23 protein-coding genes, 2 tRNA genes, 3 rRNA genes and 1 pseudogene are annotated in these 26,611 nt (G+C 59.4%); 19 read left to right on the top strand and 10 right to left on the bottom strand.

Translation table 11 applies throughout. The features are described from left to right. The first annotated feature begins 21 nt into the window (after positions 1–21). The 6 genes and pseudogenes from SynA1524_RS11220 to SynA1524_RS11200 all read left to right on the top strand — a co-directional run bounded on the left by SynA1524_RS11220 (position 22) and on the right by SynA1524_RS11200 (position 3,797). A complete protein-coding gene (locus SynA1524_RS11220; RefSeq protein ID WP_186497938.1) occupies positions 22–942 on the top strand; it encodes a 6-carboxytetrahydropterin synthase in 921 nt (306 codons plus the stop codon). Next, positions 929–1,606, top strand: a complete 678-nt coding sequence (locus SynA1524_RS11215) for a RibD family protein (protein ID WP_286188583.1) — start codon at positions 929–931, stop codon at positions 1,604–1,606. Before SynA1524_RS11220 ends, SynA1524_RS11215 begins: the two co-directional genes overlap by 14 nt. 77 nt (positions 1,607–1,683) lie before the next feature. Further along, positions 1,684–1,911, top strand: a pseudogene (locus tag SynA1524_RS13225) (hypothetical protein); the annotation flags it as partial. 9 nt (positions 1,912–1,920) lie between these two features. Continuing rightward, complete coding sequence (locus tag SynA1524_RS13100; RefSeq protein WP_286188582.1) at positions 1,921–2,148, top strand: hypothetical protein; 228 nt, start codon at positions 1,921–1,923, stop codon at positions 2,146–2,148. A 56-nt stretch (positions 2,149–2,204) separates the two neighbouring features. Then, complete coding sequence (locus SynA1524_RS11205; protein ID WP_186497936.1) at positions 2,205–3,380, top strand: GNAT family N-acetyltransferase; 1,176 nt, start codon at positions 2,205–2,207, stop codon at positions 3,378–3,380. Positions 3,381–3,389: 9 nt separating this feature from the next. Further along, entirely contained in the window at positions 3,390–3,797 is a 408-nt protein-coding gene (locus SynA1524_RS11200) for a DUF4346 domain-containing protein (protein ID WP_186497934.1), read from the top strand. Positions 3,798–3,800: 3 nt separating this feature from the next. Here SynA1524_RS11200 and SynA1524_RS11195 read toward each other — a convergent pair whose 3' ends face one another. Next, positions 3,801–5,375, bottom strand: coding sequence for a B12-binding domain-containing radical SAM protein (locus tag SynA1524_RS11195; protein WP_186497932.1), 1,575 nt, complete (start codon positions 5,373–5,375; stop codon positions 3,801–3,803). 144 nt (positions 5,376–5,519) lie between these two features. On the opposite strand from SynA1524_RS11195, the gene petL reads away from it, so the two are divergent. Beyond that, on the top strand, positions 5,520–5,612 hold the full coding sequence (gene petL / locus SynA1524_RS11190) for a cytochrome b6-f complex subunit PetL (protein WP_186497930.1): 93 nt from the start codon (positions 5,520–5,522) through the stop codon (positions 5,610–5,612). Here petL and SynA1524_RS11185 read toward each other — a convergent pair. Together SynA1524_RS11185 and rimO are read right to left on the bottom strand one after the other, a co-directional pair. After that, positions 5,599–6,828: an MFS transporter gene (locus SynA1524_RS11185; protein ID WP_186497922.1), complete on the bottom strand. Its 1,230-nt coding sequence runs from the start codon at positions 6,826–6,828 to the stop codon at positions 5,599–5,601. The two genes, petL and SynA1524_RS11185, sit on opposite strands and share 14 nt — an antisense overlap. After that, complete coding sequence (gene rimO, locus SynA1524_RS11180; protein WP_186497920.1) at positions 6,825–8,201, bottom strand: 30S ribosomal protein S12 methylthiotransferase RimO; 1,377 nt, start codon at positions 8,199–8,201, stop codon at positions 6,825–6,827. Before rimO ends, SynA1524_RS11185 begins: the two co-directional genes overlap by 4 nt. Before the next feature lie 85 nt (positions 8,202–8,286). On the opposite strand from rimO, the gene SynA1524_RS11175 reads away from it, so the two are divergent. Next, on the top strand, positions 8,287–9,216 hold the full coding sequence (locus SynA1524_RS11175) for a vitamin K epoxide reductase family protein (protein ID WP_186497912.1): 930 nt from the start codon (positions 8,287–8,289) through the stop codon (positions 9,214–9,216). A gap of 18 nt (positions 9,217–9,234) precedes the next feature. On the opposite strand, the gene nadB is transcribed toward SynA1524_RS11175, so the two are convergent. The 3 genes from nadB to SynA1524_RS11160 form a co-directional block, all read right to left on the bottom strand. Continuing rightward, a complete protein-coding gene (nadB, locus tag SynA1524_RS11170; RefSeq protein WP_186497910.1) occupies positions 9,235–10,884 on the bottom strand; it encodes an L-aspartate oxidase in 1,650 nt (549 codons plus the stop codon). Between the two features lie 67 nt (positions 10,885–10,951). Further along, on the bottom strand, positions 10,952–11,359 hold the full coding sequence (gene psbU / locus SynA1524_RS11165; RefSeq protein WP_186497909.1) for a photosystem II complex extrinsic protein PsbU: 408 nt from the start codon (positions 11,357–11,359) through the stop codon (positions 10,952–10,954). Between the two features lie 112 nt (positions 11,360–11,471). Continuing rightward, on the bottom strand, positions 11,472–12,167 hold the full coding sequence (locus SynA1524_RS11160) for a DUF3120 domain-containing protein (protein ID WP_186499628.1): 696 nt from the start codon (positions 12,165–12,167) through the stop codon (positions 11,472–11,474). 90 nt (positions 12,168–12,257) lie between these two features. On the opposite strand from SynA1524_RS11160, the gene SynA1524_RS11155 reads away from it, so the two are divergent. From SynA1524_RS11155 to SynA1524_RS11105, 11 genes are all read left to right on the top strand, one after another. After that, complete coding sequence (locus tag SynA1524_RS11155; RefSeq protein WP_186497908.1) at positions 12,258–13,121, top strand: undecaprenyl-diphosphate phosphatase; 864 nt, start codon at positions 12,258–12,260, stop codon at positions 13,119–13,121. A gap of 25 nt (positions 13,122–13,146) precedes the next feature. Beyond that, the gene (locus SynA1524_RS11150; RefSeq protein WP_186497907.1) at positions 13,147–14,544 is read left to right on the top strand and encodes a TIGR03279 family radical SAM protein; all 1,398 of its coding nucleotides are present in this window, start codon (positions 13,147–13,149) and stop codon (positions 14,542–14,544) included. Between the two features lie 24 nt (positions 14,545–14,568). After that, the gene (locus SynA1524_RS11145; protein WP_186497905.1) at positions 14,569–16,311 is read left to right on the top strand and encodes a TolC family protein; all 1,743 of its coding nucleotides are present in this window, start codon (positions 14,569–14,571) and stop codon (positions 16,309–16,311) included. Then, positions 16,305–17,108 (top strand): inositol monophosphatase family protein, encoded by an 804-nt coding sequence (locus tag SynA1524_RS11140; RefSeq protein ID WP_186497903.1) that lies wholly within the window; start codon positions 16,305–16,307, stop codon positions 17,106–17,108. Before SynA1524_RS11145 ends, SynA1524_RS11140 begins: the two co-directional genes overlap by 7 nt. A 603-nt stretch (positions 17,109–17,711) precedes the next feature. Continuing rightward, positions 17,712–19,195, top strand: a 16S ribosomal RNA gene (locus SynA1524_RS11135). Between the two features lie 187 nt (positions 19,196–19,382). Beyond that, positions 19,383–19,456: transfer RNA gene (locus SynA1524_RS11130), tRNA-Ile, on the top strand. Positions 19,457–19,465: 9 nt separating this feature from the next. Then, positions 19,466–19,538, top strand: a tRNA-Ala gene (locus SynA1524_RS11125). Between the two features lie 462 nt (positions 19,539–20,000). Continuing rightward, a 23S ribosomal RNA gene (locus SynA1524_RS11120) occupies positions 20,001–22,866 on the top strand. A 109-nt stretch (positions 22,867–22,975) separates the two neighbouring features. Continuing rightward, positions 22,976–23,092, top strand: a 5S ribosomal RNA gene (rrf, locus tag SynA1524_RS11115). The 16S, 23S and 5S rRNA genes sit together here with 2 tRNA genes alongside, the layout of an rRNA operon. Before the next feature lie 171 nt (positions 23,093–23,263). Beyond that, complete coding sequence (locus SynA1524_RS11110) at positions 23,264–24,193, top strand: YihY/virulence factor BrkB family protein (RefSeq protein WP_186497901.1); 930 nt, start codon at positions 23,264–23,266, stop codon at positions 24,191–24,193. 58 nt (positions 24,194–24,251) lie between these two features. Further along, positions 24,252–24,599 (top strand): acetolactate synthase large subunit family protein, encoded by a 348-nt coding sequence (locus SynA1524_RS11105; RefSeq protein WP_186497899.1) that lies wholly within the window; start codon positions 24,252–24,254, stop codon positions 24,597–24,599. Here the strand turns inward: SynA1524_RS11105 and SynA1524_RS11100 are convergent. The 4 genes from SynA1524_RS11100 to SynA1524_RS11085 are packed head-to-tail and all read right to left on the bottom strand — an operon-like array spanning position 24,575 to position 26,507. Then, entirely contained in the window at positions 24,575–24,928 is a 354-nt protein-coding gene (locus tag SynA1524_RS11100) for a DUF2834 domain-containing protein (protein ID WP_186497897.1), read from the bottom strand. The genes SynA1524_RS11105 and SynA1524_RS11100 overlap by 25 nt on opposite strands. Further along, complete coding sequence (gene xseB / locus SynA1524_RS11095; RefSeq protein WP_186497895.1) at positions 24,921–25,181, bottom strand: exodeoxyribonuclease VII small subunit; 261 nt, start codon at positions 25,179–25,181, stop codon at positions 24,921–24,923. The genes SynA1524_RS11100 and xseB overlap by 8 nt, the downstream gene beginning before the upstream one ends. Next, positions 25,178–26,341, bottom strand: a complete 1,164-nt coding sequence (gene xseA / locus SynA1524_RS11090; protein WP_186497893.1) for an exodeoxyribonuclease VII large subunit — start codon at positions 26,339–26,341, stop codon at positions 25,178–25,180. The genes xseB and xseA overlap by 4 nt, the downstream gene beginning before the upstream one ends. Further along, entirely contained in the window at positions 26,331–26,507 is a 177-nt protein-coding gene (locus SynA1524_RS11085; RefSeq protein WP_173544309.1) for a hypothetical protein, read from the bottom strand. The genes xseA and SynA1524_RS11085 overlap by 11 nt, the downstream gene beginning before the upstream one ends. Positions 26,508–26,611 lie beyond the last annotated feature (104 nt).

Genomic DNA, 26,611 nt, shown 5'->3' with positions numbered 1-26,611 from the left:
GCCTCGGGGCCGGAACGTCACATGACTGAAACGAAGTCACCACCACGCCACGGCCAAGGTCGCGGCTGCGTGATCACGCGGCGGGCCTGTTTCAGTGCCAGCCACCGTTATTGGCTGCCGGAGCTGTCGGCGGACGACAACGCGGCTCGCTTCGGGCCCTGCGCTATCGCCCCTGGCCATGGCCACAACTACGAGCTGATCGTGTCCATGGCCGGCGGCCTCGATGCCGATGGGATGGTGCTCAATCTCTCGGAGGTGAAGCACGCCATCCGCCAGGACGTGACGGGCCAACTGGACTTCCGCTTCCTCAATGAGGCCTGGCCGGAATTCGATGTATCGGGCCCCTCTGGCTGTCTGCCCACCACCGAAGCGCTGGTGCGGGTGATCTGGCAGCGCCTCAGCCCGCATCTGCCGATCACGGCATTGCGCCTTTACGAACAACCGGGCCTTTGGGCCGACTACCTCGGACATCCCATGGACGCCTTCCTCACCATCCGCACCCATTTCGCCGCTGCTCACCGTTTGGCCCGCCCTGAGCTGAGCCAGGAGGAGAACGAAGCGATCTACGGCAAGTGCGCCAGGCCCCATGGCCACGGCCACAACTACCTGGTGGATGTGACCGTGCGTGGTGAGATCGATCCCCGCACGGGAATGGTTTGCGATCTTTCCGCTCTCCAGCGCCTGGTGGATGATCTGGTGGTGGAGCCTTTTGACCACACCTTCCTCAATAAGGACGTTCCCTTCTTCGCTGAATGTGTGCCGACGGCCGAGAACATCGCCCTGCACATCGCCGACCGGCTCAGCACACCGGTAAAAGCGATAGGAGCCCATCTGCACAAGATTCGTTTGCAGGAAAGCCCCAACAACGCCGCTGAGGTCTACGCCGAGACCCCTCAGTTGGACCTGATGCCGGCTGCTTTGGAGTCGGTTGCTGCCGTCTGATCGTCCGACGCAACGTCCTCATGTTCGGTTGGTGCTGGCCGTCAGCCTTGATGGCCGGCTTGCACCGGCTGAGGGCGGTGCCTCACAGCTTGGTGGTGAGGGTGATCGGGCCGTTCTGGAGCAGGCCTTGGCCTGGGCTGATGCCTGTCTGATCGGTGCCGGCACCCTGCGGGCCCATCAATGCACCTGTCTGATCCGCAATGCCGATCTGATCGACCAGCGATTGCGTGAGGGCCGTGGAGAGCAACCGATTGCTGTGGTGGTCAGCCATGGCAATGGTTTTCCAATGAATTGGCGGTTTTTTCAGCAGCCACTGCAGCGTTGGCTGCTGGCACCAGCGGCTGCCGCCCAGGGATTTGATCGCTGGTTACCGCTAGGAGATTGCTGGAACGAGCGGTTGGGCCGTTTGGCTGCGCTGGGTGTGGAGCGCCTGGTTCTGCTCGGCGGTGCGCGGCTCACGGCAGATCTCTTGCAGGCTGATGCTGTTGATCAGTTGCAGCTCACCCTGGTGCCCAGGCTGCTGGGGGGGGACCACAGTTGGTTGCCACAGGGGGTTGCAGCTCTGCCAGAAGGTCTGGCCTTGGATGGGGCCTGGCAGTTGCTGGAGGCAAGGCCTCTTGGGGGGAATGAACTGATGCTCAGCTATCAGCGGCAGCGAGGCTGAAACAGATCTGAGAACAGTTTGTATCCCTCAACTGAGGGATGTGGAATTGATTATGACTCCTACTATTAGGTGCATCCATCCACCAGCGTTCGAGCCTCACCCATGAGCAGAAGAAGAATAAGATCGTTGGCACCAAGCTTGGCGAGGAACTGATTGGTACCAATGGAAATGATGTCATCATCGGTAAGCGTGGTGATGATGTCATCAACACCACTGGTGGTAGAGATAAAATAAAGGCCGGGTCAGGCGATGATGTTATCTCGTCAGGTGAAGGTAATGATAAAGCATGGGGTGGTGAAGGTAATGATGTTTTTGTGACTGTCGACGGCGGTAAGGGGCACGTCAAAATTATGGATTTTGAAACTGGTGACAGCATCAAATTTTGCGGCTGTCCCTCCACAATTCTGGAACAGCGTGGAGATGACGTATGGGTCATCAAAAGAGACGACGTGAAAGCCGTGATCAAGAATTTCGATGCGGACGACCTGGACATCGATTTCGACTCCCGGTTGATCACCGTTGTCACTGATCCCCTGGCCTGATCACTGGAACCACGGCTCTGGTTAAGGTCTGCTGTATTGCCTGCGGCAGACCACCGATGTCGTCACTTACGGCCCGCTGGCACCGTTCGATTCAGGAGATCCCCGAGAAGCACTGGCAGGCGCTGGTGGGTAATCAGGCCATTCCCTTTTATCGCTGGAGTTGGCTCGAGGCCCTGGAGAGCTCCGGCAGCATCGTTCCGGAGCAGGGCTGGCAGCCGCTGCATCTGGCCTTGTGGCGTGAGGATATCCCCATTGCGGTTGCGCCTCTTTACCTCAAGGGTCACAGCTATGGCGAATTCGTGTTCGACCAGACCTTTGCCCGTTTGGCCGGGGATCTGGGCCTGCGTTATTACCCGAAACTGCTGGGAATGAGCCCGGTGAGCCCGGTGCTGGGCTACCGCTTCCACGTGCTTCCCGGTGAAGATGAAGCGGAGCTCACAGCGGTGCTGCTGCAGGCGATTGATGCCTTCTGCGAGCACCACAGCATCCTCAGCTGCAATTTTCTCTACGTGGATCCCCAGTGGCGGCCGCTGGCGGAAGCGGCCGGCTGTGCCACCTGGCTGAACCAGCAGAGCCTCTGGAGCCGAGGCGACGATCAAAGCTTCGACGACTATCTCAACGGCTTCAACGCCAACCAACGCCGCAACATCAAACGGGAACGCAAAGCGGTGGCCAAGGCAGGGCTCATGGTGACTCCGCTCACAGGAGAGCAGTTGGATCTGGAGCTGTTCCAGATCATGCATGGCTTTTATGAGCAGCACTGCGCTCGCTGGGGGCCGTGGGGCAGCAAGTATTTGGAGCAGGGTTTTTTCGAGGCTTTGGCGGGGTTGCACCGGGAGCAGGTGGTGTTGTTTGCGGCCCATCGCGGTGATCCGCGCGAGCCCGTCGCCATGTCGATGTGCGTGCGCGACGACCAGCACCTCTGGGGCCGTTACTGGGGTAGCGAGGAGGAGATCGACTGTCTCCACTTCGAGGTTTGTTATTACGCCCCGATTGAATGGGCGATCAGCCAAGGGATCGACAGCTTTGATCCCGGGGCCGGCGGCAGCCATAAGCGGCGGCGGGGGTTTGTGGCCCGCCCCCACGCCAGCCTGCACCGTTGGCATCACCCGCAGATGGATAGTTTGATTCGGGCTTGGCTGCCCAAGGTGAATGGCTTGATGCTGGAGGAGATCGAAGCGATCAATGCGGAGCTGCCCTTCAAGGCGGATGCTCCATCGCTGAGTTTGTAAGTTAAAGAGATGGTCAAGACCCCTGAAGCCCCCGCATCGCTGGCTGCGGCCATTGATGCTTTGGATGAACGCCTCTCCCAGCGCTTCATCGCGCTCGATCCCAGCGGTTACTTCCTGATCAAGGTTGATGCTGATGCCGGTGAGCTGGTGCTCGAGCACTACTGCAACACCATTGATGAAAAGGGACTGGCACGGGATTCCGACACCGGTGAGGTGCTGAGCTGCAAAGGCGGCAATGGCCTCCGACAACCTTCAAGGATTTATCGCGGCTGCAGCGCCAAGCAAGTCGGCATCCAACTCACCGAAGGGGGCGGGCCGCATCCGCTGAGCCGTTTGGATCATGCTCTGTATCTGGGGCGGGAACTGCAGAAAGCCGAGCAGTGTCTGCTTGATGGCTCTGCCTACGTGCAGGACTGATCCTTAAACAGGCTGCAGTTCCTTTTGCGCCGAGGGTTCCTCAGGCGGAAGTGATTCCAACTGCTCGCGGATTTCCTGCTGCACGATCGAGCGGTACTCGAGGAAGTGCTCGTTGTGGGCCAGCACGACCAGGAACTGCTCCAGCAATGCCGGGTTCTGGCGGGCCATTCCCAGCATGTACTTCCAGAAGCGACTCCGGGTGTCGCGCTTGATGCCCTGTCGCCAGATCACAGTGCTCAGAGCTTTGATATCCGTCAAAGTGGGCAATTTGGCAGCCGCCTTCCAGCGGGGGGCGCCCATCTTCAGGTAGTAGCTGTACACCCGATCCATGTAGGCATTGGGTTCGTACAGCGCGCAGAACGCATCAACGTATTCATTGGCGATATCACGGATCGGACGAGTTGGTTTGAAATTCAGCAGGTTGGTCTGATTCACGCCCTTGGCGGCATCTTCTCCCTGGATCAGGCGGCCTTCCTTCTCCAGACGCGCCCAAAGTGCGGTTTTGGGAAGCGCCTGCAACATGCCCATCATTGCGGCGGGAATGCCGGTACGGGTCACGAAATCAACGATGCGGTGGCCTGCACCATCCTTCTCACCGTCGAAACCGATGATGAAGCCTGCCATCACACGGATGCCGTTGGCGGTGATCCGATCCACCGCAGCATCAAGGGGGTTGCGGGTGTTCTGAACCTTGCGGGCCGTCTCGAGGCTCGATTCGTCGGGGGTTTCGATGCCGAGAAACACGCTTTCAAAGCGGGCGTCGTGCATCATTCGCATCATCTCGTTGTCATCCGCCAGATCAACGGAGGCCTCGGTCGCGAAGCTGAACGGATATCCGCGCTCCTCCTGCCAGGTGCGGATCTGCGGCAGCAACAACTTGGCATTGCGCTTGTTGCCGATGAAATTGTCGTCCACCAGGAAGATCGAGCGGCGCCAGCCCAGGTCATAGAGGGACTGGAGTTCCGCTACCAACTGCTCAGGGGTCTTGGTGCGCGGTTTGCGGCCGTAGAGCACGATGATGTCGCAGAACTCGCAGTTGAACGGGCAGCCCCGCGAAAACTGCACGCTCATTGAGTCGTAGGCGTCTAACTCGAGCAGATCAAACCGGGGGATCGGCGTGGCGGTCACATCCGGCTTGTCGCCTTCAGCGGTGAAGCGGCCGCTGGTTTCACCCCGTTCCAGGGCCTCCAGGAACATCGGCAGGGTGATTTCACCCTCATCGAGGATCTTGTAATCCGCCTGATCGAGTTCCGGTGCATCCGGCGTTGAACTGGCGAAGGGGCCGCCGATGGCCACCGGCAAACCCCGCTGCTTGGCCTTGCCGATCTGTACGGCCATGTCGTCCTTCTGCACGATCATCCCCGAGATGATCACCATCTCCGCCCAGTTCCATTCCTCCTCTGTCACTTCCCGCACGTTGCGGTCCACAAGCTTCATCTCCCAGTCCTGGGGAAGCAGGGCCGCCACCGTCACCATCCCCAGCGGGGGCAGCAGCACCTTGCGGTTCACCAGCTCGAGGATCTTCTCGTAACTCCAGAAGGTCTTCGGGAACTCGGGATAGATAAAGAGGGTGCGCATCATCTCGGGCGTGGAGGGTCAAACATCCGGTCGGCCCGGTTGACGGTCACCCGCACGCAGGTGTCAGTCGTTCACAAACCTAAGCGCTATGGCCCGGAAGCTGATCCATGCCTGATCTAATGGTGGTCACCTCCTTACTCGCACATGGGCGTTGGCATCTATCTCGGCCTGGTTGGATCCGGTCTGGTGGTCGCTTTTGTGCTCACCAAACTGCTCAAGGGAATCAAGCTGATCTGAGCGGCTCCAGCACCGTCCCCCCCCGTCGGCGGATCCAGAGCAGCGCCAGCACAGCGCCGATTCCGCCGGTCAGGGCAAAGGTGGTGGACAGGCTGGTGGCCATCACCAGCAAGGCCGCCAGCAGTCCGCTGATGCCACCGCCGCCAAGAAACGCGATCTGGCTCAAACCGGCCATCCGCCCGCGCATTACCTGAGGCGCTCCGATCTGCGTGATGAGGTTGCAACTGCTCAGCAGTCCAGCGGTTCCAGCACCGATCGCGAAGGCCATGCTCAAGCTCACGCCAATGCTTGAGCTCCCCGCCATGCCCAGCTGGGCGATCGCTGTGATCAGTCCAAAGCAGCCCAGCGTCAGGAATGGTCGCCGGCTGAAGCTGGCGCTGCAGCGTTGCAGCACGATGCCGCCGGCGATGCTGCCGGCCGCCAGCACACTGGTGAACAGCCCTAGATCCCGTGGATCCGGCCCCAGCACCTGATCTGCGATCAGTGGAGCCAGGCCCGGGTGAAAGAAGTTCACCATGCAAAGCACAGCGGTGAGGGTCAGAACCCCCCGCAGGGTGGATCCGCAATCCTTCCAAGCCGTTAGCAACGTGGCATCGCCATCACCACGGCTGCGTTGTTCCATGTCCCGGCGTGGCTGCAGCAGGAACACCACGCTGGCGATCGGCAGCAGGTAACTGGCGGCGTCAATGCCCAGGGCCCATGCCGGTCCAGCCATGGCCACCAGCCATCCGCCGATCGGAGGCCCCACCAACTTGCCCACGTTGAACACCACCGAAAAGCTGGTGAGGTATCCCGCCAGCTGCTTGGGCTCCTCCACCAGCAGGGAGCAGTACTTATTGCGCGCGGTTAGCTCGAAGGCGCCGGCGATGCCCACCATCAAGGTGCTGCCCAACAGCAGCAGCACCTGGGCTGTTCCTTCCAGCAACGGGACCGAGAGGGCCCCCAGGGCAGCGGCGGCCAACAGCCCCCATTGCGCTCGCACGAGCACCGTTTCGCAGCCCAAACGGTCGGTACGCACCCCGGCAGGACCGCTGATCAACAGGCTGGGGAGTGATAAAGCTGCAAAGTTCAAGGCCAGCACGAAAGGGTCGGCGCTGCCATGCAGCAGGATCCAGCCCTTGGCGGTGATGCCGGCGAAGGAGCCTGCGGTGCTGATGCCAGACACCACCAGGAACAGGCTGCGTTGCTGGTCCAGGCGAAGGGGGGAAGCGCTCAAGCGTCGGTTCTGATTGCCGCCACCATGGCGCGGGCTCCCACGATCCGTCCGCTTAGGTCGTAGATGTCGGCACCCATGATCTGCACCGGCACCAGCGTGCCGGGGGCGGCCTGCTGGCCGTCCTCTCCAGGCTGCACCTGCACCTCCCCATCCACCTCCGGCGCAAAGCGGGCGCAACGGCCAATCATCTGCCCGGTCTGGGGGTTGTGCTGCTCGATCAATACGTCCACGGTGCGGCCCACCCAGCTGTGGTTGCGTTCGGCGGAAATGGGTTGCTGCAGCGCCATCAGGGCGTCCTTGCGGGCCTGGGCGACGTCGGGATCCACCGGGTTAGGCAGCTCAGCAGCGGCGGTGCCGTCCTCCGGCGAGAAGGTGAACACCCCAACGTGGTCGAAGCGTTGGCGCCTCAGAAACTCCATCAGGTGCTGGAAGTGCTCGTCCGTTTCGCCCGGAAAGCCCACGATCAAAGTGGTGCGCAACACCGCGTCGGGGAGCTGGTCGCGGATCTGATCCAGCAGCCGGTCGTTCACATCCGCCTGCCAGGGGCGGTTCATCGCCCGCAGCACCTGCGGGTGGCTGTGCTGCAGCGGCAGATCCAGATAGGGCAACACATTGGGCACCTCCCGGTATGCCGCCAGCACCTCTGGGGTCAGCCCCGTCGGGTAGGCGTAGTGCACGCGGATCCAGGGGATCTCCACCTCCCCCAGGGCCCGCAGGAGTTCCGCCAGCTTTGGCTTGCCGTAGAGATCAAGGCCGTAGTTGGTGGTGATCTGGCTGATCAGGATCAGCTCCTGCACCCCCTGCTCCGCCAGTTGGTGCGCTTCGGCCACGATCGATTCGATCGGTCGGCTGCGTTGGTCGCCCCGCAGCTTGGGAATGATGCAGAAGGCGCAGCGGTAGTCGCAGCCCTCCGCCACCTTGATGAACGCCACCGCCTGGTCCGTGGTGCGCTGACGCGGCAGGTGTTCATCCCCCACAAAGGTGGGCACGGCGCTGACGCGGTTCACTCGCTCGCCGGCCTCCACCCGCTGCAGCACCTCCACGATGTGTTGGTAGTCGCCGGTGCCAACGATCGCCTTCGCTTCAGGAATCGATTCGAGCAGTTCATCCTGAAAATGCTGGGCCAGACAGCCGGCAATGACCAGTTCCTTGCCCTGTTCTGCCAGGCCCACCAGGGTGCGCACCGATTCCTCGCGGGCGTCCTGAATGAAGCTGCAGGTGTTCACCACCACCACAGCCGCATCGTCTTCGTTGGTGCTGACGCCGTAGCCGGCCTGTGCCAGCAAACCCACCATGTGTTCTGTGTCCACACGGTTCTTTTCGCAGCCCAGGTGGGCGAACGCGACCGTTGGTTTCGTCGGGGTGCTTGTCATCACTGCGCCGCCTGCCATTCATCACCCTACGGAGAGGACTGTTTTCGTCAGAACTGACAGAATTCAGCCACTCGATAGGGAATGGATGGGCACCACCCGTCTGGTCAGTCGTCGCCGTCAAGATGCCGGTGCCAAGTGGGCCCGCATCGCCATGGCGGTGTTCGCCACCGTCGGTGTGATCGACACCGGCTCGATCACCCTCAAGCGGTGGGGATTGCTGGGCAACCTCAGCTGCCCGATGGGTGCCGACGGTTGCGACAAGGTGCTCAACAGCCCCTGGGGCACCGTGGCGGCCGGCATCCCGCTGTCGTTTGTCGGACTGCTGGCCTACATCGCTGTTCTGGTGATGGCGCTGTTGCCGCTGCTGCCGGGTCTGCAGGAAAACAAGAGCGATCTCTCCCGCCGAACCTGGTGGGGAATGTTCAGCGTCTCCCTGGGGATGGCGGTGTTCAGCGGCGTGTTGCTGGGCCTGATGGTGATCAAGATCCAGGCCTTCTGCTTCTTCTGCGTTCTGTCCGCCGTTCTCTCGCTCAGCCTGTTTCTGCTGTCGGTGATCGGCGGTGGCTGGGATGACCCTGGGCAGTTGATTTTTCGAGGCATTCTTCTGGCCCTGGCGGTGCTGCTGGGGGGCCTGATCTGGGCCTCCGTTGTCGATCCAGACCGGCCGGAAGCCACGGCCACGGGGCCAGGCGTTGCTCCAGTGGTGACCACCGCCAGTTCCCCGGCAACACAGGCACTGGCGGACCATCTCACCGCCTCCGGAGCGGTGATGTATTCGGCCTACTGGTGCCCCCATTGCCACGAGCAGAAGGAGTTGTTCGGCAAGGAGGCCTCCGAACAGCTGAAGGTGGTGGAGTGCGCGCCCGATGGCCGCAACAACCAGGCCGACCTCTGCCGCAGCAAAGGTCTTGAGGGTTTCCCCAGCTGGGAGATCAACGGTGAACTTGATTCCGGTGTGAAGCCCCTCGAGGTGTTGGCAGACCTAAGCGGTTATCAGGGCGACCGCGAGTTCTGAGCCCTGAGCAGGCCCTGCTCAAGGGCGAACAGCCCGGGTGTGGAGACCCCGGGCTTGGCTCTGACGCGAGTGGCATTGCCACTGGGGCTGTGGTGACGGGGCATCCGTGCGGAAATGTCCTCCCCTGCTCTCCTGGCGAAACAGGCAAGCCTCCAGCATCAGCCGGCTGGTCACCAGGCGGTGGCGAAGATCCAGCAGCAGATTCAGATCGCGGCGACTGCTGTCATCGAGCAACAAAGCATCCCGCTGCAGACAGTTCAGCAAGGGTTGTTGATCCAGGCGTTCCAGCTCGCAGCGCAAGTGATCCAGGCCGGCGTTGAGCCGGCGTCCACTGCGGTCCACGCCAGCCCGTTGCCAGCAGAACAGGCGCAGCTGCTCGATCTGCTCCATCAACCCCGCGCTGGTGATCGCTCCCTCCAGTGCTTGCCCGTAAGCCTGCGGCGGGGCAGGGTTCGACGGCTTGATGGCAGGCCCCAGGTCGATCTCCGCCAGGCGATGGGCGAACACGAGGCATTCCATCAGGGAGTTGCTGGCCAGCCGGTTGGCGCCATGGACCCCAGTGCAGGCCACCTCGCCAACGGCGTAGAGGCCGGGAAGGTCTGTCGCGGCTTGTAGATCCGTTGCGACACCGCCCATCCAGTAATGCGCCGCAGGCGCAACAGGGATTGGCCGTTCGAGGGGGTTGAGTCCGAATTCGCTGCAGCGGTCGAGAATCGTGGGGAAACGCGCTTCCGCCTGGGCACGGGGAATGGCGGAAAAATCAAGCCACATCTGGGCCATGCCCTGCTCCCGCATGCGCTGCACCAGGGCCCGACTCACCTGATCCCTGGGGGCCAGGTCACGTTGCAGCAGGTGGTCCACCGGACTTCCCCCCTGGGCATCCACCAACACCCCGCCTTCCCCGCGCACTGCCTCTGAAATCAGGAAGCAGGGGGCATCGTCCAGCCGCAGGGCCGTGGGATGGAACTGCACGAATTCCAGATCTTCTACCGCTGCACCGGCTTGCCAGGCCAGGGCAATGCCCTCTCCGCAGGCCTGGGCCGGATTGGTGGTGTTGGCAAACAGATGTCCACCGCCGCCGCTGGCCAGCACTACGGCGCGGGCCTGGATGTGTTGCAGGAGGCGGCCATCAAGCACTTGCACCCCACAACAGCGGCCGTTCTGCACATCAAGCCTGGTGACCCGCACGCCTCGGCGGTGCAGCAAACCGGGCCGTTGTTCGACCCGCTCACGCAGGACATCCACAAGGGCGCGTCCGGTGCGGTCCTGCACATGCAGCACGCGTCGATGGCTGTGGGCTGCTTCCAGGGTCGTGGCCAGGCCATGGCCGTCGCGGTCAAAGGCCATCCCCAGCTGCTGGAGGCGATCCACACAACGCGGAGCGGCGTCCACCAAAAACCGCACGGCATCGCCGTCACATAAGCCAGCGCCGGCGTTCAGGGTGTCGTCGGCATGGCTGCCCGCCGAGTCTTCAGGGCGGGTCACAGCGGCGATGCCCCCCTGGGCCCAGCGGCTGGAGGAGCGGCGTCCGGTATTGCGGTTCAGCAGCAATACCGACAACCCCTCTGGTAACTCCAAGCAGGTCATCAAACCCGCTGCCCCGGCACCCACCACCACCACATCCCAGGGGCCGGGATCAATGGCATCAAGCGGGCGGGAAGGGTCCATCCAGGCAGTCAAAAAAAGCCGCCGGGTAGTCCGACGGCTTTCGGGTGATGGGCTGATTGTGGCGCGATCAGCGGTATTGACCGTCGTTGATCCGATCGTCACCCTCGTTCAGGGCAATTTCCGGTGGGGTCACCGTGAAATTTTCCTTGTACTTGTTGAACAATTCGATCTGACGCTCGCTCAGATCCAGGCTCAGCACCTCATCAACGTCGTTGTAGGGGCCGCCAAGCACGATCTTGCCGGCCATAGTCGGGTACATCCCGGGGAACTGCTGAAAGCGGCGAACGGAGGAGTTGTTGAGGTCCACCTTGCCCTCCCGTGCAGCGATCTTGTCGTCCGCGATGTTGCGGATCTCGTTACCGGAATACTTGCCAACCAGGTCCTCGTCAGCATGAACGCTTCCGGGAAGGATCAGACCGGCCAGCAGGCCTGCCATCAGTAATGCACCGGTCAGCCAGCTCAGCAGCCGCTTCATCTCAGCTCTCCGTCGGGATCGGATTGGGTTATCCGGCAGGAGCCGGCCAGGGAACCTTACAAGTGTCACTGCCGTCTCGATCAAGCCCGCGCTGGAGCTTTTGCAGTTCGTTTCACTCGATCAGGCCGCTGAGGCCTGGTTGGAGCAGAGCGGTGATCAGAAACAGGCCGTCCACCCAAACCGTTGTGACCAAAACTGCCCCGGCCATGCTCCAGGTGGAACCCATCTGGCTCCACCTGCGGCCGAGGCCCAGGATCAACACTGCGGCAAGGGCTAGAAGCAGCATCGGCAGGGGATGGAGCAGCTGAAGGCCTGCTTGATGCAGAAGCCCTGGCGCCAGATCGATCGGAGCCATCACAACCGTGGGCCAGGTTTGCATCACTCCGGTGACCGCCATCATCAGGTCGGTACAGGCTGTCCCCAGCAATGAGGAGAGGTAAAAGGCTGCTGCCAGCCTCCAGCGACTGTTCAGTCCAGTCAGTGCCAGGGGCAATGCGAAGGCCTCCACCGGCAGGTGTAAAAGAGGATGGGCTCGCAGCCAACCCCAGAACAGGCAACCGGCCAACCAGCTGCCGCTGAATCCCACCAAAAGCTGGCCGATTTCAGCCTTCTGTCGATCTGCGGTCTGCCCCAGAACGATGCCGACCGCCATCAGCACCGCAGTGAACAGCGTGGCGGAAAAGGGGTGCAACCTCACCCAGGGGGCTTGCAGAAACACAGGCAATACAACCATGGCTGCCGCCAAACGAGGCACCGCCAGGGTCCAGGACCGATCGGGGGCTGTGAGTTGCCAGGTGCCTCCGATCAAATCCGCCAATTAACAAGAAAGTCTCGAAACCTTAGAAGACATCTCCTGGCCCCGTGCCTGACATAACGTCCTCACCCCTGGTCCGTTTGCATGGCTGACCCTTCCGCTTCCCTTGGCCTTTGGGAGGCCTGTTGGCGTGATCTGGTGCTTGGCATCGTGCAGGGACTGACGGAATTCCTCCCCATCAGCAGCACGGCACATTTGAAGGTGGTGCCAGTGCTACTGGACTGGGGGGACCCTGGCGTGTCCGTGACGGCCGCCATTCAACTGGGCAGCATCGTTGCGGTGATCGCCTATTTCCGCAGGGACCTTGCCCAGGTGATGCAAGGCATCTCAAAGGCATTTCGCCATGGTCAGTGGCGGGAACCGGAAGCGCGCCTTGGCATCGCCATGGCGGTTGGCACACTTCCGATCCTTGCCGTTGGGCTGGCGATCAAGCTGTTCTGGGATGAGGGCTACGAGACATCGCTGCTGCGCAGTGTTCCCTCGATTGCCGTTGTGTCGATTGTGATGGCGTTGCTGTTGGCGGTCGCTGAAAGGATGGGACCGCGGCGCAAGCAGTTGTCGGACGTTTCTGGACGCGATGGCCTGTTGGTCGGTCTGGCCCAGGTGCTGGCCCTGATCCCAGGGGTCTCCCGCTCCGGCAGCACCCTGACCGCGTCATTGCTGGATGGCTGGCAGCGGGCCGATGCCGCCCGCTTTTCGTTTCTCCTCGGCATTCCGGCGATCACTATCGCTGGCATCGTCGAGCTGAAGGATGCGCTGGCTGCGACGGCCGATGCCGGACCGCTGCCCCTCGTCGTCGGGATCCTGGCGGCGACGGTGGTGTCCTGGTTGGCGATTGACTGGCTGCTCAAGTTTCTGCAGCGCCACAGCACCTGGTTGTTTGTGGCTTACCGACTGCTCTTTGGTGTGGGCCTCCTGGCCTGGTGGTCCATCCACGGCGCACACTGAAAGGAACCCATCGTCTGTTCGACCCTTGTGGAATGAGCCCTCGGCCGGGGTAGCGGTCACGGCCCTCAATCCAGATGCGGTGGCCCGCCAGCCCCTGCCGGCCGTGGTCGACAGCGTGGAGCCGGGCTCCATCGGCGAGGACCTGGGGTTTGAACCTGGCGATCAGCTGCTCAGCATTAATGGCATCCGGCCGCGGGACCTGATTGATTACCGCTACCTCTGCGTCGAGGAAGACCTGCACCTTGAGGTGCGCGATGCCGCCGGTGTTCTCCATCAGGTGGATCTGGAGAAGGACGCCGACGACGGCCTGGGTCTGGCCTTCACCGAAGCGCTCTTTGATGGGCTGCGGCAGTGCAACAACCACTGCCCGTTCTGCTTCATCGATCAGCAGCCCCCAGGCCACCGCGACAGCCTTTACCTCAAGGACGACGACTTCAGGCTCAGTTTTCTGTACGGGTCCTATCTGACCCTGACCAACCTCACGGATGCCGACTGGCAGCGCATCGACGAGCAGCGACTGTCACCTCTGTATGTCTCTGTGCATGCCACGGAGCCTGAGTTGCGGGAACGGTTGCTGGTGAATCCTCGGGCCGGACTGCTGATGCAGCAATTGGCCTGGTTTGCCGAACGGGATCTTCAGATCCATGCCCAGGTGGTGGTTTGTCCCGGCATCAACGACGGTGCCGCGTTGGATCGCAGCCTGCAGGACCTGGCCCGCTTTGCCGAAGGCGAGTGGCCAGCGGTGCTGTCAGCTGCTGTTGTGCCCGTGGGGTTGACCCGTTTTCGCCCGCCGGATGGTGGGTTGCGTCCGGTGGATCCCGCCTGCGCCCGCACCGTGATAGCCCAGGTGGAGGCTTGGCAGAAACAGTTTCAGGCGCGCCTCGGCAGCCGTTTTGCTTGGTTGTCGGATGAGTGGTACCTGATGGCTGGGCAAGCCCTGCCGCCACGAACTGACTACGAAGACCTTCCCCAGCAGGAAAACGGCGTGGGCACCATCCGGGCCTTTCTCGAGGCGTTGGATCAGGCCACCCAGGATCTGCCGCAACGGATCCAACAACCGCGCCGTTGCAGCTGGGTGGTTGGTCGCATTGTGGCATCGGCGTTGCGTCCGGTCTGCGACCGCCTCAATCGTGTTGAAGGGGTTGATCTCCAGTTGCAGGGCTTGCCCAGTCCCTATTGGGGGCAGGATCAGGTGGTGACCGGTCTGCTCACGGGAGAAGACCTGTTGAGTGGTTTGGCCGGGCTGGATCTCGGGGATGAGCTGCTCTTGCCGTCGGTGATGCTGCGGCAGGGCCAGCCGGTGTTCCTTGACGACATGAGCCTGGAGGAGCTGCGCGCCCAGCTTCCGGTTCCGGTTCGGATTGTTCATGGGGCGGCTGACATCGTGGCCTCCGTGCTCGGTGGACTAGGAAAAAGTCCCTAAGCTCCGCCCAGTTAGCGATTTGCTGTGCGTCGGTTCACCGCGACTGTTGTCCTGACTGCTGGTGTGCTGGCAGCAGCAACTGCTCCTGTGGTGAGTCAGGACGAACCGACGTCCTCCACTTCCGCGCTGGTGGATCAAACCACCCTTCCGAATGCTCTCGAGCTGAAGGGAGAGCGTCCTGTGGCCGATCCTTCCGTCCTTCCTGCTGCAGCGGCAGAACTGCCCGAAGAGTTGGAGGATCTCGCTGCTCCCCCCAGCCTTGCTCTCCCCGACGCACCTGAACAGGTTCGGATCCATGAGCTCCGTCCGCTGACGTTGGAAGAAGCTCTGCAGCTAGCAGAGGTGAACAGTCCACAGCTCAAGGCAGCAGCGAGCCGGGTGGATCAAGCCAAATCGTCACTTCGGGCGGCTATCTCGGCCTGGTACCCCTCCGTTGATCTGTCTGCCAACGGTCTGCCGAGCTATCTCAAGTCGTACACCTACCGCAATCCCGATTTCGTTCCAGGTGTCACAAATCCCCTGACCGGTGAACGGATCGAAGGCGATCCTGAGACCTACGGCCGTGAGTGGCGCGCCGATGTCAATCTGCGGGTGAGTTGGGACATCATTGATCCGGCCCGTGTACCTCAGATTGCAGCGGCTCGCGACACCTTTGAGCGTGCTCGCGACTCCTATCTGATTGCACTGCGCGACCTTCGTCTTCAGGCAGCGTCGTCCTATTTCCAGTTGCAGGAAGCCGATGAAGGGGTTCGTATCGGCCAGGCATCCGTCCGTGCGTCCCTGGTGAGTCTTCGCGATGCCAGAGCGCGCTACAACGCCGGTGTCAACACCAAGTTGGAGGTACTGGAAGCTGAGACGCAGCTGGCACGCGACCGCAACCTGTTGACGGATCGACTCGCGTCTCAGGATCTTGCCCGGCGCAGCTTGGCCCGTGAGCTGGACCTGCCTCAGGACATCACCCCAACTGCCGCGACTCCCTCAACGCCCCTTGGCTTGTGGGAGCCTTCCCTGCAGGAGAGCATCATCGCGGCCTACAACTACCGGGAAGAGCTCGATCAGCTGATTCTCGATATCTCTATCGACAACAGCCAGGCCAATGCGTCACTGGCTGCGGTCCAGCCGGTGCTCAGCTTTGTGAACACCACCACGAGCTTTCGCAATGAAGGTCTGTCCGGTGTGAATTCCCTCGGGGATATCGACATGGACGATTACCGCTGGGGTGCCCAGAACACCACCGCACTCACGGCCAGATGGCGCCTGTTTGATGGTGGACGGGCCAGGGCTGACTACCGTCGGTTTAAGCAAGCCGCTGAAGAAAGCGCTTACAACTTTGCCGCCACGCGTGATGGCATCCGGCTTGAGGTGGAGCAGAGCTTCATCAACCTGCGTTCGGCCATTCAGAACATCGAGACCACATCCAGTGAAGTGCTGTCGTCTCGCGAGTCACTGCGGTTGTCCCAGTTGAGGGTTCAGGCGGGTGTGAGCACCCAGCGGGAAGTGGTGGACAACCAGCGGGACCTCACCAACGCTGAGCTCCGCTATGCCCAGGCCATCCGTGATTACAACACCAGCCTGGCCCAGTTGCGGCGTCGTACGGGTCTTGATGCACTGATCGCCTGTCCTGCCAACACCCTTCCGGCGCAAAAGCCGGAGGCTGAGGGCATGGTGATCCCGATTGAACCCACACCCTTGAAAACAGCCTGTCCGATGAGTTCCGTCGCAGGTCAGACTGAAGCCATCTCACAGTCAGTGCAGCCCCTGTGGTGACGTCGGTGCTCAGTTCAGACCAACTGAGCGCCATTCATCAGTTGCTGGATCGCATTGCAGAGCGTCAGCGCTCGGATTTCGGCAACATCGTTTCTGATGTCAAACCAGACGGCACGTTGATCACGGCCTGTGATCGCTGGAGTGATGCGGAGCTGGTCAAAGGACTGGCCTTGATTGCACCCGGTGAGGGCGTTCTCAGTGAAGAGGGTTCGCAACGCGTACCCCAGACCCGGGCTTACTGGGTTGTGGATCCCCTGGATGGCACCACGAACTTCGCGACGGGTATTCCGGTGTGGGCCATCTCCGTGGCGCGTTTTGTTGATGGCCGCCCCAGTGAGGTGTTCCTTGATGTTCCAGCCCTGGGGCAGCGGATCGTGGCGTTGCGGGGGAGGGGTGTGATGCGCAATGAACAGGCGTTGACCACAGCGACCCGTCAGCACGCCAACAGCGCCTGCGTGTCGTTGTGCAGTCGTTCGATCCGTGTGTTGCAGCGAAAACCGAATCAGCCTTTTCCCGGAAAGATCCGGCTGTTCGGCGTGGCCAGCCTCAATCTGGTGAGCGTGGCGATAGGCCAGACCATTGCAGCCCTTGAGGCCACCCCCAAGATCTGGGATCTGGCGGCTGCCTGGCTGGTTCTCGATGAATTGGGCTGTCCGATCCGCTGGTTGGACATCGATCCCGCCGAGCTGTCGCCGGGTCAGGACTTGTCTCAGACCAGTTTTCCAATGCTCGCTGCGGGCTCTTGGTCTGAGCTGGCGCGCTTGCTGCCCTGGGGTGAAGCCCTGATCCAGCCTTAGTAGTTGCGCCGTGGGCGTAAGGAGTGGTACGATTTTAACTTGTGCAGGAGCCGAGAGGTGAGAGCGCAAGACCGAAGCCTGAGGGGCGAAAGCCTTGAAGTGTCTTGGGTCACTTGCAAGACCAAGAGGGAGCGATCCCACGGTGTTGTAAGTTCTTCAAGCGGTCGCGAGAGGCCGCGTTGATCAGTTACCACTCTTCTGAAAGGAAGGGGCTAGGGAACTGGTCGCACCTGGACAATTGAAAAGTTTAGGAACTGACGCTTTCATCGCGTTTGGTTCTGAACCGAGCCGAAAGGTCAGGTGAGGGATTGAATGAAGAAGCGATGAAGGTGTGAGGTCCCGTCAAAAAATTTCGTTGCGTCGAAGCATTGTGCTTGCAACGGGAAGGTTTTCACGATCCTTTCTGTTGCCGGTGTGCGCAATGTGGAGCAACAACCGGATCTGAGATCCTGGAAAGTCATAGATAGAGAAATCTAGATGTGCACTCTTAAGAACCCTTTCTGTGTCAGCGGGAAGGAGGCCTCAACTGTTTCCAGCGAATGCTGAATAATGGGTGACGCAAATTAAGTTGAGATGATGAAAATTATCAAAAGGACTTGATCTACAACGGAGAGTTTGATCCTGGCTCAGGATGAACGCTGGCGGCGTGCTTAACACATGCAAGTCGAACGAACCTTCGGGTTAGTGGCGGACGGGTGAGTAATGCGTGAGAATCTGCCCTCAGGAGGGGGATAACGGTTGGAAACGACCGCTAATACCCCATATGCCGCGAGGTGAAATGAATTTCGCCTGAGGATGAGCTCGCGTCTGATTAGCTAGTTGGTGGGGTAAAGGCCTACCAAGGCATCGATCAGTAGCTGGTCTGAGAGGATGATCAGCCACACTGGGACTGAGACACGGCCCAGACTCCTACGGGAGGCAGCAGTGGGGAATTTTCCGCAATGGGCGAAAGCCTGACGGAGCAACGCCGCGTGAGGGATGAAGGCCTCTGGGCTGTAAACCTCTTTTATCAAGGAAGAAGATCTGACGGTACTTGATGAATAAGCCACGGCTAATTCCGTGCCAGCAGCCGCGGTAATACGGGAGTGGCAAGCGTTATCCGGAATTATTGGGCGTAAAGCGTCCGCAGGCGGCCCTTCAAGTCTGCTGTTAAAAAGTGGAGCTTAACTCCATCATGGCAGTGGAAACTGTTGGGCTTGAGTGTGGTAGGGGCAGAGGGAATTCCCGGTGTAGCGGTGAAATGCGTAGATATCGGGAAGAACACCAGTGGCGAAGGCGCTCTGCTGGGCCATCACTGACGCTCATGGACGAAAGCCAGGGGAGCGAAAGGGATTAGATACCCCTGTAGTCCTGGCCGTAAACGATGAACACTAGGTGTCGGGGGAATCGACCCCCTCGGTGTCGTAGCCAACGCGTTAAGTGTTCCGCCTGGGGAGTACGCACGCAAGTGTGAAACTCAAAGGAATTGACGGGGGCCCGCACAAGCGGTGGAGTATGTGGTTTAATTCGATGCAACGCGAAGAACCTTACCAGGGTTTGACATCCTGCGAATCTCTTGGAAACGAGAGAGTGCCTTCGGGAACGCAGTGACAGGTGGTGCATGGCTGTCGTCAGCTCGTGTCGTGAGATGTTGGGTTAAGTCCCGCAACGAGCGCAACCCACGTCTTTAGTTGCCAGCATTAAGTTGGGCACTCTAGAGAGACCGCCGGTGATAAACCGGAGGAAGGTGTGGATGACGTCAAGTCATCATGCCCCTTACATCCTGGGCTACACACGTACTACAATGCAATGGACAAAGGGCAGCAAGTTCGCGAGGACAAGCAAATCCCATAAACCGTTGCTCAGTTCAGATCGTAGGCTGCAACTCGCCTACGTGAAGGAGGAATCGCTAGTAATCGCAGGTCAGCATACTGCGGTGAATACGTTCCCGGGCCTTGTACACACCGCCCGTCACACCATGGAAGTTGGCCACGCCCGAAGCCGTTACTCCAACCCTCGGGAGGAGGACGTCGAAGGTGGGGCTGATGACTGGGGTGAAGTCGTAACAAGGTATCCGTACCGGAAGGTGCGGATGGATCACCTCCTAACAGGGAGACAACACAATGATTTTGATGCCTGAGTACTTTTATTCTTAGGCCGAAATCCTGTCACCTTAGGTCGATCGGTACCTCAGCGTTGAAGCAACAGAGTTAACAGAGATGTTGATGCGTGTTGTGGAGATGATCAGTTCCTAAACTTTGTCTAGGTCACACCCCACAAGGGTTGAGTTTTCCTGGGCCATTAGCTCAGGTGGTTAGAGCGCACCCCTGATAAGGGTGAGGTCCCTGGTTCAAGTCCAGGATGGCCCATTCGGTGTTGGGGGTTTAGCTCAGTTGGTAGAGCGCCTGCTTTGCAAGCAGGATGTCAGGAGTTCGAGTCTCCTAACCTCCACTGACCGAACTCAATCTCCGGTTTTGCATTGAAAGATGGAGAACCACTCGATTGTGAAGTGTGATTTAGATGTGTCCGCTGGATGACCCCAGCTTCCTGTCATTCCAAATTGAAGTAGACTAGTTTACTTGAATGAATTTGGTTGATAAGATGCTGGGCTCGAGTTCAGTGATCAAGAGATTGGTCATTGGATTTGGAGTCTGGCAGAACCTTGACAACTGCATAGGTAAGTCTGGAAAAACAAAGCATCTTACAGATGCATTGTTTTAAATCTAATTTTCTGAAAGGGAGATTAGATCTAGAACAATGAAAATTCTTTTGAGCAAGAGCCGAGACTCTTGAGCGTTCTTTGATTCGTGTCGAGCGAATCAGAGTTTGATCTTGTTTTAGGAATCAGCGAAAGTTGATGATTAAAACTTGAAAATCTGCTTTCAACGGCGGTAAGCGTTCAGGAGATTAATTGGTCAAGCTACAAAGGGCTCACGGTGGATACCTTGGCACACAGAGGCGATGAAGGACGTGGTTACCTGCGATAAGTCTCGGGGAGCTGGAAGCACGCTTTGATCCGGGAATTTCCGAATGGGGCAACCCCTAGTACGGCCAGCTGAATCCATAGGCTGGTGCGAGCCAACCCAGCGAACTGAAACATCTTAGTAGCTGGAGGAAAGGAAAGTAAAAACGACTCCCTAAGTAGCGGCGAGCGAACGGGGAAGAGCCTAAACCGATACTTTCGAGTATCGGGGTTGTGGGACAGCAACGTGTATCAGGGATGTTAGGAGAAGTGTTTGAATGACACGCCACAGAGGGTGAAAGCCCCGTAACCGAAAACTGAACTGAGCTAGCTGTATCCCGAGTAGCACGGAGCACGTGAAATTCCGTGTGAATCCGCGAGGACCACCTCGTAAGGCTAAGTACTACTGTGTGACCGATAGCGAAACAGTACCGCGAGGGAAAGGTGAAAAGAACCCCGGGAGGGGAGTGAAATAGAACATGAAACCGTGAGCCTACAAGCAATGGGAGTCCTACTCATAGGGTGACCGTGTGCCTGTTGAAGAATGAGCCGGCGACTTATAGGCACTGGCGGGTTAAACCGGAAATGGTGGAGCCATAGCGAAAGCGAGTCTGAATAGGGCGCTTGTCAGTGTTTATAGACCCGAACCCGGGTGATCTAACCATGGCCAGGATGAAGCTTGGGTGATACCAAGTGGAGGTCCGAACCGACTGACGTTGAAAAGTCAGCGGATGAGCTGTGGTTAGGGGTGAAATGCCAATCGAACCCGGAGCTAGCTGGTTCTCCCCGAAATACGTTGAGGCGTAGCGTCTGATGCTCCAGCAGGGGGGTAAAGCCACCATTTCGGTGCGGGCTGCGAGAGCGGTACCAAATCGAGATGAACTCTGAATACCCTGTGTGTAGTCAGGCAGTCAGACTGTGGGGGATAAGCTCCATGGTCAAGAGGGAAACAGCCCAGACCGCCAGCTAAGGTCCCCAAATCAACACTAAGTGATAAAGGAGGTGGGATTGCATAGACAACCAGGAGGTTTGCCTAGAAGCAGCCATCCTCAAAGGAGTGCGTAATAGCTCACTGGTCGAGCGATCCTGCGCCGAAAATGAACGGGGCTAAGTGTTGTACCGAAGCTGCGGATTTATGGTAGGGGAGCGTTCTATGTGGGGCGAAGCGTTAGCGTGAGCGGGCGTGGACTGCATAGAAGTGAGAATGTCGGCTTGAGTAGCGAAAACATGGGTGAGAATCCCATGCACCGAAACCCTAAGGGTTCCTCCGGCAGGCTCGTCCGCGGAGGGTTAGTCTGGACCTAAGGCGAGGCCGAAAGGCGTAGTCGATGGATAACAGGTCAACATTCCTGTACCGGTTATGTTTTGGGAAGAGGGACGGAGAAGGCTAGCCAAGCCAGATGTTGGTTACTGGTTCAAGCGTTCGAGGCGTCGAGGAGCGGTGAAAACGTTCCGAGCTGAGGCGTGAGCACGAGCTGCTACGGCAGCGAAGTTGGTGACGTCATGCTTCCAAGAAAAGCTCTATACCCGTTAAGGCATAACTGCCAGTACCCGAAACCGACACAGGTGGGGTGGTAGAGAATACCGAGGTGCGCGAGGTAACTCTCTCTAAGGAACTCGGCAAAATGGCCCCGTAACTTCGGGAGAAGGGGTGCCACCGCAAGGTGGTCGCAGTGAAGAGGCCCTGGCGACTGTTTACCAAAAACACAGGTCTCCGCTAAGTCGCAAGACGATGTATGGGGGCTGACGCCTGCCCAGTGCCGGAAGGTTAAGGAAGCCGGTCAGCGTAAGCGAAGCTGGCGACTGAAGCCCCGGTGAACGGCGGCCGTAACTATAACGGTCCTAAGGTAGCGAAATTCCTTGTCGGGTAAGTTCCGACCCGCACGAAAGGCGTAACGATCAGGGCGCTGTCTCGGAGAGAGGCTCGGCGAAATAGAATTGTCTGTGAAGATGCGGACTACGTACACCTGGACAGAAAGACCCTATGAAGCTTTACTGTAGCTTGGTATTGTGCCCGGGCTCTGAATGCGCAGGATAGGTGGGAGACGTTGAAGTAGTGCTTGCGGGTGCTACTGAGTCAATGGTGAGATACCACTCTTTCAGAGCTAGGGTTCTAACGTTCACCCGTCATCCGGGGAGCGGACAGTATCAGGTGGGCAGTTTGACTGGGGCGGTCGCCTCCTAAAAGGTAACGGAGGCGCGCAAAGGTTCCCTCAAGCTGGTTGGAAATCAGCTGACGAGTGCAAAAGCAGAAGGGAGCTTGACTGTGAGACCCACAAGTCGAACAGGGACGAAAGTCGGCTTTAGTGATCCGACGGTTCTGAGTGGAAGGGCCGTCGCTCAACGGATAAAAGTTACTCTAGGGATAACAGGCTGATCTCCCCCAAGAGTTCACATCGACGGGGAGGTTTGGCACCTCGATGTCGGCTCATCGCAACCTGGGGCTGAAGTCGGTCCCAAGGGTTGGGCTGTTCGCCCATTAAAGCGGTACGCGAGCTGGGTTCAGAACGTCGTGAGACAGTTCGGTCCATATCCGGTGTACGCGTAGGAACATTGAGAGGATTTCTCCCTAGTACGAGAGGACCGGGAGGAACGCACCTCTGGTGTACCAGTTATCGTGCCAACGGTAAACGCTGGGTAGCCATGTGCGGAGTGGATAACCGCTGAAAGCATCTAAGTGGGAAGCCCACCTCAAGATGAGTGTTCCCATGGGGTAACCCAGTAAGGTCACGGGGAGAACACCCGTTGATAGGCTCTATGTGGAAGTCCAGTAATGGATGCAGCAGAGGAGTACTAATAGACCGAGGGCTTGACCAACATTTTGGTTCTTGCCTGAAGACAACATTCTTTGTTTAATTCAGACGCGCAACTACGGTTGCAGATCCTATGCAGTTCTCAGGGTTCACACCTTGGGAATGACTTTTATCCTGGTGTTCATGGCGGTGTGGTCCCACTTCGATCCATCCCGAACTCGGTTGTGAAACGCATCAGCGGCGACGATATTTGGGGGGTAGCCCCCTGAGAAAATAGCTCAATGCCAGGTAAAACATTCCTCAATAAGGGAGTTGATGATTGAGCCGTTTCGGCCAACATCCCTCCCCACGAAGAAACCACCTCGTCACGAGGTGGTTTTTTTGTGCCTTGCTTTGCTCATGGTTCACCAGCTTTAGCGTGAGTCGCTGGTGTTAGTGTTCCAATAGGTGGCGTATTCGCCTTGAGTCGACGTTCTCGCTTTCGCTGGATTGTCGTCAGTCTCTGGCGAGCGGGTCAGCGTTGGGTGAGTCATGAATGTGTTGATCTCAGTGCTGCGTTTGCATATTTCACGCTGCAATCAATTTTCCCGCTGTTACTGATTGCTCTTGCTGTCGTGGCCAATGTCATCGGTAAGGCTGAAAGTCTTGATTATCTTTTTGCCAGTCTGTCGCCTGTCTTGCCTCCATCGGCGCTCGACCTGGTGGAAACCACATTGCGGGGCCTGGTGGACCAGGGATTCGGAGCAGGTTTGTTCGGTGTTGTTGTTCTTCTGGTTACCGCGAGTAATGCATTTTTGACCCTTCAGCGTGGCGCTGACCGATTGTGGGAGGAGTGGATGCCATCCCCCGCGCAGTCACAATCGTTCTCTTTTCAGGTAATTCAGTTCATCCGTAGTCGTCTGGAAGCATTCATGATTGTGTTGTTGCTGACATCTCTACTCCTGGTGGAGCAGCTGGTTGTGGGCTTTCGCCAGCTGCCGGATGAATTGCTTGCCACCCTTCAGCAATTCGCGCCTGAGTTGTCACTGTTACTGCTGACGGGGCCAGTGACACGACTCGGACAGATCCTCGTTCCAACCCTGTTTCTGTCGTTGTTGGCGCTTTTGCTTCAGCGCGTTCTTCCTAGCCGTCGCGTTCCATTGAGGCCACTGATCCCCGGCTCTTTGTTGATCGGATTCAGTCTCACGATCCTGAACAGTGTTCTCAGTCTCAGTATTATTTCCCTGGGCAATCGCTACCAGGCCTATGGCGTGATTGGTGGTGTTTTGGTCTTAACGCTATGGGTCTGGCTGGTGGGATTGATTTTGTATTTTGGCCAATGTTGGAGTGTTGAATTGAGCCTGAGATTACGTCAGCCTGATCAGGGACAACCAAACCTCACATCTGCTTGATCTTTAGGCCGATTTTGCGAAGCTGGACCTGATCTGAACAGCCCTGTCTGCCTGATTGATGAATCGTCCACCAGCATTGCTTTGGTTCGCCGTTCTTTTACTGCTGCTGTTGCCAACAGCCGCTGGACGCGTGCTGCTGGATCTTGTGGGTGGGGTGGCATTGGTGCTGCTGGGGCTCCCTCTGCTCTTGACGGGGCTTGGCTGGATCGGATGGAAGGTTCTTCAGGCACGCATGATCACGTGTCCAGCCTGCGGAACCGCCAGTGTCAAAAGCGTTGAGCGATGTCCCGCCTGTGGTACATCCATGCCGGTGGGTTCAACTGCGTCGGCTTCAGCCAACGATGCCGTTCCCGCCAGTGATGTCACCATCGACGTGTCGGCTCAGGAGGTCAACTCGGATTCCTGAGCCTGCAATTGACGTTCGCGCAGGAACAGGAAAAACGGAGCTGCGCAGGCGAAGGCAACGCCAAAGCTCAGGGGGATCGCCAGCCACCAGCCTTTGATCTTCTGTCGTGGTCCTTCCACACAGATCCAGATCGTTACTGCGGTGGCTCCGATCAACAAATCCGCGCTGAGGGACCGTGCTGCTGCCGTGCTGGAGGCATCGGCCACGAACCGCGACAGATCGAAGGCCTGGCCGCCGCTTTCCGCGATGAACTCCAGGTTTGCTTTCCAGGGCAGAACAGCTCCCAGCACGGCCAAGGCCAGGTAAATCCAGGGGAGAGCTTTACGCATCGGTGGTTGGTTCAAGGCTGTCGGGGTCGAGGGTGTCGACGGCACGTTCCACAGACTTCAGTAGTGATTCGCAGTGGTCGAGGTACACCTCCCCATGCGCAACACGCTGCTGCAGCTCAGCCAGTGGAACCGTGTCGCTTTGTAGCTCAGTCAGCAGCAGATCGAGGGCTTGCAGGGCCTCTTCGTAGCTGAGGCCGGCGGCATCCTCGCGCCAGGTTTCGATCTGGGCTTGCAGGTCGGTGGGTTGGCTCATGGCGTTGAAGACGAGTTTTGTGGACGCACCTGGGTCACCACGGTTTCAAGGCTGCCGTCTTGGAAGCGGAGGGTCAGTGTGTCCTTCTTGCGCACACCTTTCACACCATCGATGGCCATGCCCTGGCCATTGCTGACAAGTGCAAGCCCCTGCTTCAGCCAGCGCTGAGGCGACAGGGCCCTCAGCAGGGCGCGGCGCTGTTCCAGCTGCTGCCGCAGTTGTTGAAGCCTTCGTTGCGGTGTCAGCAGGGCCAGTGCCTGGCGACGATCCAACAGACGCTGATGCTGGCGTTCCAGCCAGCGGCTCCGCAGGTCCCGCAGCCGTTGGCGCTGCTGCTGCAGCTCCCGCAGCGCCACATGCCGATCCGGCAGCAGAGCCACGATGGCGGCAGTTGGGGTGGCGGCCCGATGATCCGCCACCAGGTCGGCCACGGTCAGGTCGTCCTCATGGCCGAGCCCCGTCACAACGGGGACCGGAAAGGCCGCCAGATCACGGCAGAGATCTTCGTCATCGAAGACGGCCAGATCTTCGCGGCTGCCGCCCCCGCGGGCCAGCACCAGGGCGTCCAATTCCAGCGCGCTCGCTTCTTCGGCCAGGCGACCCAGCACCTCTTGGATTCGCGCTGCCACGCTGCCTTGAACTGGGATCGGCACCACCAGCAGGCGTGTCATCGGCCAACGTTCAGAGGCGGTACGAAGCATGTCCGCCAAGGCGGAGCTGGGAACGCTGGTCAAGACCGCCAGTGTTTTTGGTTGCCGCGGAAGCGGTCGGCGGCGTGTGACATCGAGCAACCCCGCCTCCTCCAGCCGGCGACGCACCAGCTCGAACTGCCGCAGCACGGTGCTCAGGCTCGGGCGGATGTCCAGCACCTGGACGTTGAGACTGGCTCGTGCAGCCCAGAAATTCAGCTTGCCGACCACGGTCACCCCGTCGCCGTCTTCCGGCCGATAACGGAGCTGCCGCAGCTGGGATGCCCACGCCACTGCCGAGATGCTTGCCTCCCCATCGGTGAGGGTCAGCCAGAGGTGGCCTTTTTTGAGCTGGGGCCTGGAGACGGTCGCTTCAACCAGGAAGCGCGGAGCAAAGCCCCGTTCCAGCAGGTTGCCGACGGCGGCGTTGAGTTCCGCGACGGAAAAGCTGGGGATCCGGTCAGCGCTCAAGACGTCGGTAGGCGAAACCCCAGTACAGGCAAACCACGGCGCTGATCATGGCCACGGCTGCTCCCCAGGCTTGGTGGAGTTGGGTTGCGGCGATGGTGAAAATCACCAGGGCACTGCTCAGCAACCTGGAGCCATCACGACGGTTCTGAACGTAAAGCGGTGCCAAGGCTGTTGGGTCGCGGAGGTCCACTGTGGACCATCAAGGAGCGGATGAGCAGACATCAAAAAAGCCCCTCGGCCTGGCCGAAGGGGCTTTTGTATATCGCGAAG

The organism is Synechococcus sp. A15-24, from assembly GCF_014280195.1.
In the GTDB taxonomy this organism is placed as follows: domain Bacteria; phylum Cyanobacteriota; class Cyanobacteriia; order PCC-6307; family Cyanobiaceae; genus Parasynechococcus.
Note: the sequence above shows the minus strand (reverse complement) of the source record. Positions and strands in the feature narration are given on the sequence as shown.